The 15,744-nt window shown below is 61.2% G+C and carries 12 protein-coding genes, 2 tRNA genes and 1 pseudogene; 3 read left to right on the top strand and 12 right to left on the bottom strand.

All coding sequences use genetic code 11. The annotated features are described in order from the left end of the window. Positions 1–27: 27 nt before the first annotated feature. The 6 genes from NKJ09_RS00815 to NKJ09_RS00790 form a co-directional block, all read right to left on the bottom strand. The gene (locus NKJ09_RS00815; protein WP_352495393.1) at positions 28–2,811 is read right to left on the bottom strand and encodes a valine--tRNA ligase; all 2,784 of its coding nucleotides are present in this window, start codon (positions 2,809–2,811) and stop codon (positions 28–30) included. Positions 2,812–3,347: 536 nt separating this feature from the next. After that, positions 3,348–4,211, bottom strand: a complete 864-nt coding sequence (locus tag NKJ09_RS00810) for a DUF2497 domain-containing protein (protein ID WP_352495394.1) — start codon at positions 4,209–4,211, stop codon at positions 3,348–3,350. A gap of 198 nt (positions 4,212–4,409) precedes the next feature. Continuing rightward, complete coding sequence (locus NKJ09_RS00805; protein WP_352495395.1) at positions 4,410–5,801, bottom strand: TolC family outer membrane protein; 1,392 nt, start codon at positions 5,799–5,801, stop codon at positions 4,410–4,412. Positions 5,802–5,987: 186 nt separating this feature from the next. Beyond that, entirely contained in the window at positions 5,988–6,656 is a 669-nt protein-coding gene (locus tag NKJ09_RS00800) for a protein-L-isoaspartate O-methyltransferase family protein (RefSeq protein ID WP_352762210.1), read from the bottom strand. An 89-nt stretch (positions 6,657–6,745) separates the two neighbouring features. Beyond that, a tRNA-Cys gene (locus NKJ09_RS00795) sits at positions 6,746–6,819 on the bottom strand. Between the two features lie 491 nt (positions 6,820–7,310). Then, positions 7,311–7,571 carry a hypothetical protein gene (locus tag NKJ09_RS00790; protein WP_352495397.1) on the bottom strand — a complete coding sequence of 87 codons (261 nt, stop codon included), beginning with the start codon at positions 7,569–7,571 and terminating at the stop codon, positions 7,311–7,313. A gap of 220 nt (positions 7,572–7,791) precedes the next feature. On the opposite strand from NKJ09_RS00790, the gene NKJ09_RS00785 reads away from it, so the two are divergent. Then, positions 7,792–7,866: transfer RNA gene (locus NKJ09_RS00785), tRNA-Asn, on the top strand. A 334-nt stretch (positions 7,867–8,200) separates the two neighbouring features. Beyond that, positions 8,201–8,842, top strand: coding sequence for a peroxiredoxin-like family protein (locus NKJ09_RS00780; protein ID WP_023720043.1), 642 nt, complete (start codon positions 8,201–8,203; stop codon positions 8,840–8,842). 1,651 nt (positions 8,843–10,493) lie between these two features. Here NKJ09_RS00780 and NKJ09_RS00775 read toward each other — a convergent pair. The 5 genes and pseudogenes from NKJ09_RS00775 to NKJ09_RS00755 form a co-directional block, all read right to left on the bottom strand. Next, complete coding sequence (locus NKJ09_RS00775; RefSeq protein WP_023720041.1) at positions 10,494–10,784, bottom strand: DUF982 domain-containing protein; 291 nt, start codon at positions 10,782–10,784, stop codon at positions 10,494–10,496. Positions 10,785–10,993: 209 nt separating this feature from the next. Beyond that, positions 10,994–11,248 (bottom strand): DUF982 domain-containing protein, encoded by a 255-nt coding sequence (locus tag NKJ09_RS00770; protein WP_023720040.1) that lies wholly within the window; start codon positions 11,246–11,248, stop codon positions 10,994–10,996. 49 nt (positions 11,249–11,297) lie between these two features. Next, positions 11,298–11,429 carry a hypothetical protein gene (locus NKJ09_RS00765; protein WP_280940424.1) on the bottom strand — a complete coding sequence of 44 codons (132 nt, stop codon included), beginning with the start codon at positions 11,427–11,429 and terminating at the stop codon, positions 11,298–11,300. A 926-nt stretch (positions 11,430–12,355) separates the two neighbouring features. Continuing rightward, positions 12,356–12,631, bottom strand: a pseudogene (locus NKJ09_RS00760) (AtaL-like protein); the annotation flags it as partial. A gap of 37 nt (positions 12,632–12,668) precedes the next feature. Further along, positions 12,669–13,532, bottom strand: a complete 864-nt coding sequence (locus tag NKJ09_RS00755; RefSeq protein ID WP_352495398.1) for an SDR family oxidoreductase — start codon at positions 13,530–13,532, stop codon at positions 12,669–12,671. Between the two features lie 103 nt (positions 13,533–13,635). Here NKJ09_RS00755 and NKJ09_RS00750 point away from each other — a divergent pair, with 103 nt between their 5' ends. Continuing rightward, a complete protein-coding gene (locus NKJ09_RS00750) occupies positions 13,636–14,526 on the top strand; it encodes a LysR family transcriptional regulator (RefSeq protein ID WP_023720038.1) in 891 nt (296 codons plus the stop codon). A gap of 597 nt (positions 14,527–15,123) precedes the next feature. On the opposite strand, the gene NKJ09_RS00745 is transcribed toward NKJ09_RS00750, so the two are convergent. After that, positions 15,124–15,549 carry a hypothetical protein gene (locus NKJ09_RS00745; RefSeq protein ID WP_023720037.1) on the bottom strand — a complete coding sequence of 142 codons (426 nt, stop codon included), beginning with the start codon at positions 15,547–15,549 and terminating at the stop codon, positions 15,124–15,126. Positions 15,550–15,744 lie beyond the last annotated feature (195 nt).

Below are 15,744 nucleotides of genomic sequence, written 5' to 3'. Positions count from 1 at the left end.
CTCTATCAGCCGGCCCAATTTGTTCGATCAGCCGGCATCGCGCACCCGCGTCAATGCCACCGAAAGCTTCTCTTGCGCCTCGCGATATTCGGCGAGTTTTTCGCGCTCGGCCTCCACCACCTCGTCCGGTGCGTTGGCGACGAATTTCTCGTTGGACAGCTTCTTGTAAAGCCGCGCAATTTCCTCGGTCACCTTGGCAAGTTCCTTCTGCAGGCGCGCTGCCTCGGCTGTAACGTCGATCAGGCTGCCGAGCGGCAGGCAGATGGTCGCCTCGTTGACGACGATCTGGGCGGAGCCCTTGGGCGCCGCATCGACCAGCGAGATGTCGCCGACCCGCGCCAGCCGCTTGATGGCCGATGCCTGGCGCTCAAGCCTTTGGTGGGTCGTTTCATTGGCACCGATCACCATCAGGGGCGCGATCGCTGCCGGCGGCACGTTCATTTCCGAACGCACCGAGCGGATGCCGGAGACGAGATCGACCAGCCAGTTGATATCGGCGGCGGCCTCCTCGTCCTCGAAGTCGGGCGACGGCCAAGCCGCATGACAAAGCAGCGACGGCCGTTGCCTGCCTTCGCCGGCGGTTTCGGCCCACAGTTCCTCGGTCATGAACGGCATCATCGGATGCAGCAGCTTGTAGATCTCGTCCAGCACGAAGGCGACGCATGCCCTGCTCTCGGCCTTGGCGGCCTCGTCGGTGCCCATGAACACCGGCTTCAGCAGTTCCAGGTACCAGTCGCAGAACTGGTTCCAGACGAACCGGTAGGCAGCACCCGCCGCCTCGTTGAAGTGGTACGAGGTGATGCCGTCGGTTATGTCGCGCGCGGCTCGCGTCAGCTCCGTCAGGATCCAGCGGTTGACCGCCAGCTTGGCGTCCTGCAGCCAGAAATCGTCGTCGCGCGCCACTTCGTTCATCTCGGCGAAGCGCGTCGCGTTCCACAGCTTGGTGCCGAAATTGCGATAGCCGGCAATGCGGGCCGGATCGAGCTTAACGTCGCGCCCTTGCGCTGCCATCACCGTCAAGGTGAAGCGCAGCGCATCGGCGCCATATTCGTCGATGAGGTCGAGCGGATCGATGACGTTGCCTTTCGACTTCGACATCTTCTGTCCATTCTTGTCGCGAACCAGCGCATGCACATAAACGGTATGAAACGGCTCCTGGTCCATGAAATGCAGGCCCATCATCATCATGCGGGCGACCCAGAAGAAGATGATGTCGAAACCGGTGACCAGCACGTCGGTCGGGTAATAGGTCTCCAGCTCCGGCGTCTGGTCCGGCCAGCCGAGCGTCGAGAACGGCCACAGCGCCGACGAGAACCATGTGTCGAGCACGTCCTCGTCGCGGGTCAGGATCTCGCCAGGCTGGAAATTCTCGAGTTTGTCCTCGACCCAGGCCTTCCACGGCCCTTCCAGCGCCAGATAATATTCGACGGCGGCACCGAGCGCTTCTTCCTCGGTCTTTTCGACAAAGACATGCCCGTCCGGCCCGTACCAGGCAGGGATCTGGTGGCCCCACCAGAGCTGGCGCGAAATGCACCAGGGCTGGATGTTCTCCATCCAGTCGAAATAGGTCTTTTCCCAGTTTTTGGGCACGAAATTGGTGCGGCCCTCGCGCACCGAGGCGATCGCCGGCTTGGCCAGTTCCGCCGCATTGACATACCACTGGTCGGTCAGAAACGGCTCGATCGGCACGCCGCCGCGGTCGCCGTGCGGCACCGCATGGCGATGCGGCTCGACCTTTTCGAGAAAGCCGCCCGCCTCCATCAGCTCGACGATCTTCTTGCGCGCATCGAAACGGTCCAGGCCATCGAGGCCGTCCCAGACGGCCTGGCGCTCCGGCGTCACTTCCAGTCCGGCCAGAAAGTCCTCATTGTCCTTGAGGCTCACCGCCGCATTGACGGTGAGGATGTTGACCGCCGGCAGCCGGTGGCGCTTGCCGACCTCGAAATCGTTGAAGTCATGCGCCGGTGTGATCTTGACCGCACCGCTGCCTTTTTCGGGATCGGAATACTCGTCCGCCACCACCGGGATCTTGCGGCCGACGATCGGCAGGATGAGGTTCTTGCCGACGAGATGCCGGAAACGCTCGTCGTCGGGGTGGACTGCGACAGCCGTATCGCCCAGCATCGTCTCGGGGCGGGTCGTCGCAACGGTGATGAAGGTCTTCGGATTTTCCGGATCGAAGGTCATGCCTTCGATCGGATAGCGGAAGTGCCAGAGGTTGCCGTTGACCTCCTGCTGCTCGACCTCGAGATCCGAGATGGCGGTCAACAGCTTCGGGTCCCAGTTCACAAGGCGCTTGTCCTTGTAGATCAGCCCTTCCTTGTAGAGCGTCACGAACACTTCGAGCACTGCCTTCGACAGGCCCTCGTCCATGGTGAAGCGCTCGCGGCTCCAGTCGGCCGAGGCCCCGAGCCGCTTCAGCTGGTTGAGGATGGCGCCACCGGACTCGGCCTTCCACTCCCACACCTTGTCGATGAACTCATCGCGCGTCAGGTCGCGGCGATGGATCTGCTTTTCCATCAGCTGGCGCTCGACCACCATCTGCGTGGCGATGCCGGCATGATCCATGCCCGGCTGCCACAAGACGTTCTTGCCGCGCATGCGCTCGAAGCGCACCAGAATGTCCTGCAGCGTGTTGTTGAGCGCATGGCCCATATGCAGCGAGCCGGTGACGTTCGGCGGCGGGATGACGATGGTGAAGGCTTCAGCCCCCTCCTCGGCGCCGGCACCGGCCCGAAACGCGTCGGCCTCTTCCCATATCCTGGCAATCTTCGGCTCGACGGCTTTGGCGTCGTAGGTCTTTTCGAGCATGGGAAAACGGTCCGCGCTGTCCGGAATTTGTGGTCCGGTGTAAATCGGAAGGTTGTTGCCAAGTCAACCGCAAGGGCGGCATGGCCAAATAGATAGCGCTGGGATGGTTAGGTGCAACTCGCGGAAGTGATCGTTGCAAGGCAATCGCTTCAGGTTGCACTGCCCCTCATTGCCCTGCCTTGCAGCATTGGTGGTTGGCGAAAGCCAAAGCGTCATCCGATCTCCCTTCTTGCGGGGGAGATGTCCGGCAGGACAGAGGGGGGTGGGAAGGATCGCCACCTTCGACGTCTGTCTTCCCCAATCTCGGAAATTCAATTGCCTGCAGGCGTAGCTGCGATCGTTGAGAGGCCGGAGGGACAGCACCCCCCTCTGCCCTGCCGGGCATCTCCCCCGCAACGGGGAAGATTGGATGCTTCGCCGATGGCGCCTGTCGGCAGGGCGGATGAGGGGCAGCGGCGATTTCGACACCGGAGGGGTGGCGTCCAAACTCAATAAAGACGCCGCCTGGAGACAGCCTTTGGTCCTGGTTTCTGAACTTACTGCGCGCCGCGCGCGACGCGCTCGATTTCCTCGCGCACCAGCCGCTCGACCAGCGTCGGCAGGTTGTTGTCCAGCCAGTCCTGCAGCATCGGCCGCAGCATCTCCTCGGCCATCTCGTCGAAGGTCTTCTTGCTGCGGCTGGCAAATGCGTCTGAAAGCTCGCCGAAGGCGGCGGCAACCTGCCGCCCCGTATGTTCCGAAAGGATCGCCGGCCGAGAGTACGGCGCCTCGCTGGCCGCCGAACTCGCCAATCCCATTTTCGAAGGTCCCGGGCCGATTTTCGAAGGTTCCAGGCCGCTTTCCGAAGACTGCGGCCCATTTTCAGAAGGCTCCGGCGCAGGTCCAGCAGTCGCCTCGTCTTCGAAAACCTCGGCTTTTGGCCCGGCGTCCGGCGTCCGGGGTGGCTCGGCCCGGTCCGGCTTGGCCATCGCGTCGCCGACCGCTGCGATCTCGCGCCGCCAATCGGCAATGATGGTGTCCGTCGTCTCGGCAGCCTTGGCCGTCGCAGGCCGATCCGGCTTTGCGGGCGGTTCGGGAGCGGTGTTCACCTCAGCCAGAGTGACCGGCGCTTTTGCCGGGCCGGGACGCACTTCCGTATACGCATTGACGGGCGCGGATGATGGCTGCACCTCGGCCCGCGTGGCCGGCTTGGCGATCTCCAGTCCGCCGCGCAGTTCGGAACGGAACGCATCGCCCTCCGCTGCCCGTCCGGCTGCCGGCGCCGGTTGCAGATCCTGGCGCAGCTCGTCCGCGTCGCCCGGCTGCTTGCGGCCGGTATCGCTGTCCTCGATGATCCTTCTGATGGAAGCCAGTATCTCTTCCATGGAAGGTTCGCGCTGTACGCTGCTTGCCGTCGCCATCGTCACATCCGCCGCCCTTGTGACTCGTTCTCAGATTTCCTGTCCGGCAATGCCGGATTCGAATCATGGCGACAGCGTAACCGACGGAACGCCCTGCGAGAATCCCCAATCTGGCGACATCTCGGATTTCAACAGATTAGGGTCGGGAGTGGAAGCCCGCGCGTCGTTCGAGCGCGGGCTGAAACCACGGCCTGGCGATCAGCGGCCGTCCGGCGTGCGCAGGCCGATCCACTTGTCTTTGACGGCGTTGTAATGCTCTTCCGGCCTGTACTTCGTCACATTGAGCGCAAGGCGGTCTGCCGACAAATGGCCAACCGCCGAGAGGATGGCATAGCTTGCCACCACCACGTCGCGTTCGGCACTGGCAAGATTGATCTTGGCGGTGATGACGGTCGCCTGCGCATTGAGAACGTCGAGCGTGGTACGCTGGCCGACATTGCGCTCCTCGATGACGCCGTTCAAGGCAAGCTGCGCGGCGGCGACCACCTGCCGGTTGGCCGTGACGCTTTGCTGCGCGGCGGTATATTGCGTCCATGCCGATGTCACGGCCTGGCGCACGGTGTCGCGGCTGACATCGACCTCGATACGGGCCTGGCTAAGTGATTCCTTTGATTGGCGAACCAATGCCGAGGTGCGGCCGCCGGAATAGATCGGTATCGTCAATGTCGCGCCGATGTTCGCCGAATTGGTTACGCCATCCTGTGTCGAGGCGAGCGAGCCGGGCGCGGTGCCGCGATAGGCGCTCGAAACACCCGCCGACGCCGAGAGCTGAGGCAGCAGCGCGCCTTCTGCCGACTTCACCGAAAACCCCGCCGCGTCGACCAGGTGCTCGGTGGCGAGGATGGCCGGATGTTCGGCCGATGCGATGGCAATCGCTGCATCGAGACTCGACGGCAACAGCTTCGACAGCGGCGAAGCCGGCCTGAGCCTGCCCGGCTCGTCGCCGACGATCTGGCGATAGGTCGCAGCACTTGCCAGCGCTGTCGCGCGGGCGGCGCTCAACTGCGCCACCGCGGAGGCGCGCGAAGCATCGGCTTGCGCGACGTCGGTGCGCGTGCCTTCGCCGACCTCGAAGCGCGAACGCGCCGCACGCGCCTGCTCGGTCAGGAATTGCAGATTCTGTTCGGTCAGCACCGCGATCTGGCGGTCGCGGATGACGTCCATATAGGCACTTGCCGCGTTGAAAAGGATGTTCTCTTCGGTGTTGCGCAGGCTCTCGACCGAGGCGCTGACCCGCGATTCCGCGGCCGCCACATTGTTCCTGGTCTGAAAACCGTCAAACAGCGTCTGATTGATCTCGACGCCGAAGTTGCCGGTGGTCAACGAGATGTTTTGGTGCAACCGGTTGCTGTGGCTGGCGGTATAATCGATGCTTGCGGAGCCGGTGATGGTCGGGCGCCAGCCCGACTTGGCGATGGCGACGCCCTCGTCGGTGACACGAACGCCGGCGCGTGAAGAATTGAGCGAGGAATTGTTTTGGTAGGCCTTTGAAAGGGCCCCGATGATCGTTTCGGCCGAGGCGGCCATTGGAGAAAGCGCGGTCGCCGAAACGAGGACAGCGGTAAAAAGCAACTTGCGTACAGACGGCACGTTATATTCCCTCATTCGTTTTGCACGGGAACTGCGCCACGCTGGCTTCTCCTCTGATCAGCCGGCGCCGCGTTTTTTATCGTTCCCCCGCTGAAAGCCCCCAAGAAACACCCGGTTATGCAGATCAGCAACGATTGTTCAAACGCAAGCGATCATGACAGCGCCTTCGCTGCAAGGCAAAATCACTCAGAATTCGAAGGCGGGAATGCGTTCAAATCCAGGTAGTGGCTTAATTGCCGCATTAAATGCGCGTCTTCCCGTTACAACCCCTCCAGTCTTAAAAAAAAGCCGGGCTACGCCCGAATTGCCCTGCCCCTCCACGGCGACGAGTCGGCCGCCTTCGGCAAGTTGGTCGAACAGCGCCGCCGGCACCTCCCCGACGCTGCCGCCGAACTGGATGACGTCGTAAGGCGCCTTGGCAGCATGGCCTTGCCGCAGCGGCCCCTGGACCACCGTGACATTGCCGCAACCCAGCGCGGCAAGCGTCGAAGTGGCGGTTTCCGCCAGCGCCGGATCGCTTTCCAGCGCGACCACGGACCTTGCCAGCCGCGACAGGATCGCCGCCGCATAGCCGGTGCCGCAGCCGACATCGAGTGCCGAAGCGCTTGGGCCGATATCGGCCAGCTGCATCAGCTTGGCCAATGGCGACGGTTCCATCAGATAGCGCGGGCCATCGGCCGTATCGGCAATACGGATGTCCTCATCGATATAGGCGAGATCGCGCTGGCCGGCGCCGACAAAGGCCTCGCGCGGCACGATAAGCATCGCCTCGAGCAACGGCGCGCTGGTCACGTCGGTGGTGCGGATCTGGCCGTCGACCATCTTCACCCGGCGTTCGGCAAAATCAGCGCTCATGTTCCAACCATCCGCTTGCCGCGCGAAGGCCGCGGCTGTTTCGACCGGAACTGAAGCCCCCTGGCGCTGACGCGCGGGGGCTCGGGCATTGGAGGCCTCGCCCGGAATCGAACCGGGGTGCAAGGATTTGCAGTCCTCTGCGTAACCACTCCGCCACGAGGCCTCATTGCTCCCGGCGTTCCACCCGGCTCCAATAGGTTGCGGCGAAAATGCCGTCAAGCGGCCACCATGCATTCCCAACGGTTCTTCCGACATCGAGGCGCTGCTTATCAACGCAATACCATACTAGCAACAACATATTAGCTTATCGTTAAGCACGATTCTCGGCGAGAGGAACCCGATACCGGCGGCCACGTTGGGCAGATAGGAGGGTCCGCCATGCGTCGAGCAGCTACGGAAGATGGCACTCCGCGCGGATTGTCGCAGTCTGCAGAGCTTGTGCGCTATGCCATCGACCGCCTCAGCATAGAAGGCGCAAACAGCCTGCCGCCGCGCGACCGTGCGCGGCTCGCATCGGCTACCGCCGTCCTCAAGGAGCTTTGCGAACGCCTGGAAAGCTGCTTCGACCAACCTCGGTAATGCAGAAGCTAATGCATAGGCGGAGCACGCCGTCCTCCGGCATTTTCCGGCTAGCGGCCCGTCAGCAGGGCAATCTCAGTCCGGCCGCCGCCGCCGCTCCCACCAGACGACGAAACGGCGCCGGTGACGGCGCACCAATGCGAATTCGTAGGAGAGCACCAGCAATCCGATCGGCACCATCCAGAACCCAAGGATCGGCAGGAAGCCGAGAATGCCGCCGATGATCAGCACGACGCCGATCGCAATCCTGAGGCCGCGCGAGCGCGGCATGGTGAACTGGCGGCCGAAGACCGAGATTTTCCGGGCCGGTGGGTGTTCGTCGCTCATTGCCGTCATGTGAAATGTCGATCCGTTTGCATCAGTAGCACCATCAGCCGGAGAAAGCCGCAACGGCCTTTTCCGTTCCCTGACAGGCGAGAGACAGCTCATATGAGGGCGCTCGCCGGCCATTGCCAGAAAGCCCTACGCCAAAAAGCACCGAAAAAATGCGAAATGCTTCTTTGCAAAGCCGAAACGGGTTTGCTATAGGCTGCCCCACTCACATGAGAGCCTCTGTTCCCCGGTAGCTCAGTGGTAGAGCAACCGGCTGTTAACCGGTTGGTCGCTGGTTCGAATCCGGCCCGGGGAGCCATCGCCTTTTCTACGCCAAGTCGCGATTTTGCACGCCGGCGTGCGATTTTTCCCTACGCTTCGATCTCGTGTCAGAGCATCGAGGACAGATGAAATCAAGCGCAGAATAGCGGCCTGGCCCGCCCCCGCCTATTCTTCGCAAGCCGATCGCAGGACTGGCGACGCAGATGCTTTTTCGTGTTATGATGGGCTTGCAACGCGCGTAATCTCGACCTCGGCAATATGGCAGAGGTCGAAAGCTATTGCCTTGGCACAGGAAGCTTTCGCCCCCAGCACTTGATCGCCTCCGCTGGGTGTGCTGCTTTCCCTGACTGATCGCGGCGAGGAGGTTGTCCATGTCTACGAGTAGTGTTGACCGCCCGCTGCAGCCGGGCGACAGCGCACCGAATGTTGTGCTCAATGCGATCTCACGCGAAGGCAAGATCGCGCTCGATGATTTTCGAGGCCGTAGCCCGTTGTTGATCGGTTTGTTCCGAGGCCTGCACTGTCCGTTCTGCCGGCGCCATGTCGCGGCGATGGCGCAACTTAAGCCGGCCCTGCGGGAGAAAGGCGTCGAATGCCTGGCTGTGGTCAATACGCCGGTCGAGCGGGCGCGGCTCTATTTCCGTTACCACCCGGCACCCGATCTTCTCGCCGCATCCGACCCGGAGCGAGCCTCGCACCGTGCTTTCGGCTTGCGCGAGGTCGGGATGGACACGGTCATGGCGATACCGTTCCATCTTCCGGGCGAGTTGCCCGAGCCTATGGACGTCATGGCAATGAATGAATTTCTTAACAAGAAGGAAGGTTATGAGATTACGGAAGTCGATCAGCAGGCGATGGCTTCCAGCCAGGCGCAGCTTGTCGGTCAGTTCCTAATCGACCGGGCGGGCATCGTACGCTGGAACTTCACTGAAGTTCTGGAGGATGGCCTCAACACCTTCAGAGCGCCGAATCCCGAGGAATTGATGTCGGCAGCTTCCCAAGTTGCACATTAAGAGGCTGCGGAAATGGGCTGCTAAAAACTCGCTCGACGGCCACCGTCCTGTGGTGATTCTTTGGATTTAACAATCGTCGAAATGCTCAGCGCCGGAGGCTAAGGTCTGCCCGTGGGCTTCGTAGCGATTTTTCGATTCAACGGTCTGCGGACCGCCCCGACGCTAGAGTGAGCAAGCCGCATAGGCGGGGCAACGTCCGCTCCTTGCCGCAATCACGTTGTTCCGACAGGCGCGCATAAGGTAATTATGCCGCCTCCCCGTCTGCTGCTCACTAGACTCCATAGCGAACCTTGATTAGCGGCCCCTCCCTCGCACATCCGGGTTAGATAACAGGGGGAACGCCGATGTCTGTGAGATCGTGTGTGCGCACAACGCCCTCCTTCGCGAGTGCGACTGCCCGTTGCCTCAAAGATGGTTTTGGCCCACCGGTTGATCGGAGGCGCTCGGCGCGCTCCCGGTCACGCTCGCGAGTCTTGATGGCGGGCTGCGGCGCAGTTTTGAGAGGAATCGGCAGCTCATAGTTCGCGGTTTCGTCCGGCCCGGGGAGCCAGTATTTTCAAGGCTCCGGCGTTTTCATTGTTTTGGCTGACACCACGGTTTTGACAACGCCAAGACCATGGTCACTGCGTCTGGGATTCCCTATCGTGGAAGAATGTGATTGCTGAGCGACGATTCCGCTCGCCACTCCACGAACTGTGTCAGTCGTCACCACTGCTGAGGGCCGGCTATGTAATGGGTAAGCGCCGCCGACTGCATTCCCTTCCCTCCTCGTTGACGAAAAGTGTTCGTTCGAATGATGCTTTTCCGTTGCCCTAAGCGCAAGGTTTTGACCAGCCAGCACAGGGCCTCCTCTTAAGCTCGCTGGTCGTCAAGGCCCAGCGGCCTCTAGCTGCCGTCCCCCCCGCAACCAAGCCGCTGGGCCGCCTCGCCAACGGCGAAGCTTGCAGGCCGATGTATATTAGCAACATCTTGACTAGGCGCCGTCCGCTCCAGACTCAAGCGTCTGGCGCGGGGCACTGGTTGCGATCACGGCCACGATACGTAGGCGGGTCACTGAGGACCGGGCAAGCGTCTCGATTCCGAGCTACGGCTTCCCGCATTCCATCGTGGACAGCACGTCCAAGATCAAGAGAGGTCAGCAGATCGAGCTTGCCAGCGAGATCACACGCATAGAGGAGGAAGGCGGCACTCACAATCGACATGGGACCGCTGTCAAGCCTGACGCCGAGGGGTATTAACCGACGTTCCTTTTAAATTTGAAATGCCTTACCCGAGGCCCGCCCTGGAACGGTAGGTCAGGGCGCTGATCTTCCTCGTCCGGCTCAGCCTGCATCGCGGGCCTTCATGAAAAGCTCCAGCAAGTCGGCGCCAATGCCGAGGGTTGCCATGAGGCTGAACTTAGAGCGGCTAGGGAGTTTCGTCGTCTCTGGCCTTACCAATCGCCTCAAGTAATGAAGCTAGGGTTGGGGTCAGCTCTGTTTCGACTGGCCCAAACAGCTTGTGTACATGACGACGATTGTCTTCGGTTCCGATCAACTCCCGAACGGCGTCTGCAAGGGACTTATGCCCAGCTTTGTCGCGCTTTGTCATGTCGACCGAGCTTCCCCGCCTGTCGCGCAACTCGGAGATCAGGGAATGGTTGCATTAGGGATCAGGAATGTTTGGGTACTGGGCTCGGGTAACTGGCACATTCGGCCCTAATCAGACGAGCGCAGCACCCCTCCTCCTCGGCAGCAGCCAAGAATGCCTTTCGTGCCTCCTCAGGTTCCATCTCGTCGGAAATGCAGGCGATGCAGACGCGCACCGCTTGGTTCCATTTGGGGCCACGCTTGGTCCACTTCATCAGCTCCTGTCCGGCTGCCTCGACGTTGTTCACGTTCCGGGTCATACCGGCACGGTCAGTCGTCACAGGAACCGGAGGGGAGAACCAATGGGTTGCCATAAGGGGAACTTAGAGCGGCACAAGCCTGCCGACCAACCCAGGTTGTAGGGAACGATGTAGGCCCTCGCGGGGTTAGAACTTGCAGCGGTCGAGTCTTCGTGGATGCAGCCGCTGAGGGGGGTCCGTCGCCTGTCCCTCACCGGCGGCGGGCTCCTTTCTGGAAGGCGGTGTTGGTCAGAGACACATAGAACCTTATACCGCAAAACAATTTAGCTATTTGTCGTTGGGGGAATTAACGTCCCCTCCTCCATCGCGGCAGCCAGGAATGCTTTGCGGGCCTCCTCGGGTTCCATCTCGTCGAATATCACGGCCATGCAAACGCGCACCGCGAGGTCCCAGCAAGGGCCACGCTTGGTCCACTTCATCAGCTCCTCGCCGGCTGTCTCGGCGTTGTTGACGTTGCGAATGATCCCGGTACGCTGTGTCTTGACGGGGACCGGAGGGTTGAACCAGTGGGGGGCCATACGTCACTCTTTGTCGGCCCTATCAAGTTCCTCCAGCAAATACCTTTGCTCAGCCGGCAGTTCCCCTTTCTACAGGCAGATTTAGCAGGTTGCGAAGGTAATTGCGGATTACCTCTGAAGTGATCCACCGCCGCACAACTTCGGCAATAACCTTCTGTTTGGCTTTATCGATTTCAGCCATGTTCGGGCCTGCATGCTTAAAAGGACCGAACTGCACCGCGAGCGGATTTGTTCCTGCTAGTTACGAAGATCAAGCAGGACGGCGCGCCCCCTCTCGCGGGGCCACAATGAGCAAAATTCCTGGAATGCTGGGGGGGAACGTTAGGCGGATTAGTGAGGCGCGTGGCTGAGAGCTACTCCCGGCCGTCGAAACACACGAACAGGCCAGTGGCGGAAGCTACCTCAAGGATAGCCTCAGTTAGCTCTTCGTCAGATGCCCGCAGATTAGGCGCAGTCACGCGGACTCGTTCTATTGCAGCCTTGATCGAGACAATGTCTCCGCGAGCCGCCCCGTTCAGGAGTGCAGCAATAGCCTGACGTATTGGACTGACAATTTGAACGACACTCATCCGACCATCCCCGAGGGGCACGCCGAAGAGACGACAGTACTCTCTCCCTGACCGACATCAACAGGATGTAAGAACCGTACAATGCTCGGGCCGTAACCGTCAGGAATGTTTGGTAGAAATTTCTGAGCGGGGGATCGGATAACCCGCTCGCGCGAAAGACCCCCATGCCCCCTTCCGCAGCGTCGACCTTCCGTTCCCGCAACGAACACCCTACTTTCGACTTTGGCGGGATGGACCAGGCCCATGCGAGGCTCGTCGCTACTCGGCTCGCCGTCAGACCAAACAGTGCCCCTCCATTCAATCTTGCGGTTCTTGTCAAGCACAACGAACGTTGACGTTAGACAATGCTTCGGCCACCACCTTGTCAGGCACAACGCTTGAACTGGACAAAGCCGTGAAGCAGTACGTCATCTACACCCGCGTTTTGACGGACTGGCTTTGCGTTTCGTCCGTGCTTATGAAGCAGCTCGCTCACCAGCTGGTTGCAATTGCCGTTGGCGCAACTGATGTGAATGACCCGACCACTAGCTATGAAGGCGATTTCCGCGCCTTCGCGCGCACCGGTCGCCTGGAAGAAGGTGACCTTGCTTCCTGCTCAAGCGTCACGATCTCGCGCAGATCAGTACCGGCGATCATAGCTTCGCGCACGAAGTGGGTCGCGCTCTCCTCCACGACGTCGCAACGGGTGCAGAGGCCTGCCGGCAGGAACAGGCGGGCGTCGCGCGCCTTGAGTTCCAGGCCCTGCCATATCTGCGCGGGTCAGCCTGGTCTCGCCTCCGGGATTCACCGGAACGGTAGCGGTCGAGTAAATCATGATGTGTCTCCCCGACAAAGGTCATCGGTAATGGGGCTCAGCCGGCAATTGCGGCCGCATAGTCGCGATAGGAGCGCAACGGCCGGCCCAGCAGCGCGGTCAGCCGATCGACATCGCCGGCATCGGGGACCATGCCGTCCGTGAGGAAGCGCTCCGCCATCAGGCGCATGTCGAGGGCCATCCAGCTCGGCATGAACTGCCGCAGGTTCTGCTCGAACCCGGCGGTGTCGTCGCCCGGATACGTGATCTGGCGTCCGAGGACGTCCGTCCAGATGGCCGCGACATCCGCGCCGGTCAGCGTGTCGGGGCCGACCAGGTTGATGCGGTCGAACGGGAGCGGCGCGGCGGCCTGCTCGCGGCGGATGAGTTCGATCGCGGCGATCTCGCCGATGTCCCGCGCGTCGATCATGGCGACGCCCTTGGCTCCTATCGGCATAGGATAGATGCCGTAGCCGGTCACCACGTCCTTGATTGTGATGTCGTTGTTCATGAAGTAGGCGGGCCGCAGGATGGTGGCGTTGAGCCCCATCTGCTCGATCATCCGCTCGACGCCGAACTTGCCCGCAAAATGCGGCACGTTGACGTAGAGGTCGCTGTGGATCACCGACAGGTAGACGATCCGCTCGATGCCGGCCTCGCGGGCAACGGCCAGCGCTACCAGCGCCTGGGTGTATTCGTCGGCCACCACCGCGTTCAGCAGGAAAAGGGTGGAGACGCCGGAGAAGGCCTTGCGTAGGGAATCGACATCGAGCAGGTCGCCCTGCACGACATCTACGCCAGCGGCGAAATTGGCCTTGGAGGGATCGCGAACCAAAGCGCGCACATGGGCGCCACGCTTCACGAGCTGTTCGACTACGTTGCGGCCGACATTGCCGGTCGCGCCGGTAACGAGAATGGTCATGGGGTTACTCCTGAGTTGAGCCGGATGGCTGCTCAGAAATTAGTGATCCACATTTGTGTCGGTAGGCGTTATATTTGGACACGCCGTCTCATTGGTGGAACATATGGATCTACTTGCCCTTGCCGATTTCAATCTGGTCGCCCGCCACGGGGGCTTCGGTAAGGCCGCCCGCGCTGCCGGGCGCCCGAAGGCAACCTTGTCCCGACGCGTGGCGGAGCTGGAGGCCAGTCTGGATCTACGGCTGTTCGAGCGTGGCGCCCGCGCGTTGAAGCTGACGGAAGAAGGACGTGCGCTTTTCGAGCGCACGGGCCGGTTGCTTTCCGAGCTCGAAGAGACAGCGGCCGCGATCGCCTCAGGCGGCGAAAGGCCGCGAGGCAGGTTGCGGATCAGCGCCCCAGTGCTGTTCTCACAGACCGCGATGGGGAAGATCGCTGCCGGCTTCGCCCTGAAATACCCGGAGGTAAGGCTCGAGGTCACGACCGAAGACCGCGCCGTCGACATGATCGAAGAGGGATTTGACCTGGTGATCCGGGTCAATCCGGATCCGGATGAGAGCCTCGTTGGGCGAGCCTTTCTGCGTGATCGACTGGTGGTCGTGGCAAGTCCTCACCTCGCCCGGCCGGCGGACGGTCTGGCGACCCCGGCCGTCATGCGTTCGACAGCCGATCGAGGGGCTTGGGACGTGAAGACGCCCACTGGCCGGTCAACAATCGCGATCGAGCCGGTCCTTGCGCTGTCGTCACTCATCATGGTCCGGGATGCGGTACGAGCGGGCGTCGGCGCGGCGCGCCTACCTGTGTCGCTGGTGAGCCATGATCTGGCGGACGGAACACTGGTACATTGGGGGGATCTCGATCGACCCGACATCGCCCTGTGGACGCTCTATCCCTCTCGGCGGCTGCTGAGCGCCCGCGTCTCCGCATTCCTCGACCATCTGAAACAGGCCTTTCCCATGGGGACGCCTGACGAGCTGGCCGCCTATATCGGCAAATGACGCGCAGGGAGCTGGTTAACCCAGCTGAGGCCTTATGCGAGGCACAAGGAAAGCAGTTGCCGTGCTTTCTAGGTGGGTGCGTTATCCGAAATATCTTCCGCGAACGCGACATTTTTTAACGGCAACCGGCTCCGCGAACTGTGCCATCGTCACCACTGCTGACGGCCGGCTATGTGTAGGTATTGAGAGCGCCACCGACCGCATTCCCTTCCCTCCTCGTAGACGAAAAGTGTTCGTTCGAATGATGCTTACGATATTGATAAGGTCAGGCTGGTCGAGAAGTACAGGCCGCCGAAGCGCAAGAAGCCGCTGCTTTGACATGCTGAATTAGCGGACAACAAACAGGGGAATTCAGAGATTCCCGGTGTCGATCTAGACTCCAGGAATGGAAACGACGTTTGACGATCTTGCCAGCGCGATAAGGCCCCCGTGCAGACGTTTGGGGAGCCATCCGCGTCTTGGCCATCGATCTGGCCGGGAAGCTTCTAATGGGCCTCTGCCATCGGCGTTGGCACTGGAATGGCGCTGGCCGGTTAGATCGCTAACCCGCAAGATTCCACCCGGGCGCGGATTGCGCCCACGATCGCCAACTTGGCTTTATTCAGCCTTGAGGTTAATCACCCGCATCACGGCGACCACTGTCCCGTTGTTCGTAGCAGCCTCCTTCGTGCTACCCTTACCGCAGCTCCATACATCGCCTTCCTTGGCTGTGAACTGCATATCCCCGGCCGTAACCTGCAGCTCGCCTTCAGTGACCGTGCAGACCATGTCGTCGGCCATGACATCCCCCAGCGGGCTAGATCCCTTTGGCTGATACACGACGTCTTCCATCGCGATTTTCTTGTACCCCTTGATATGGGAGTCTCGTGTTCCCAGTTCGACGAGCCGAACGCCGGGAAAAATCTCTTTGCCATCAGTCGGACCGTAGGTCTTGGCCGCTGCCGGAGTCGGCAATGCAACCAATAGCGGGGTCGACAACGAGGTGGCACCAAGGGCGAGAGCATTACGTCGATTCATCTTCATAACATTATCCTCCCTGAGTTAGTCCGCCCACAACTGGGCGAACCGGATATTTTACGCGCCCGTGCAGCCAAATAGTCAAAACACAATTGAGCAGGCCCATGCTCCGCCCAGGAAGCTGGTTAATCCAGCTGAGGCCCGCAGCGGGCCAACATAGCGAAAGTGCACTGTCACCGTAATTCTGCGTTCGAAGGGAAA

Source organism: Mesorhizobium sp. M0189 (assembly GCF_040322135.1).
GTDB lineage: Bacteria > Pseudomonadota > Alphaproteobacteria > Rhizobiales > Rhizobiaceae > Mesorhizobium.
This window is presented reverse-complemented; position numbering and strand designations above follow the sequence as displayed.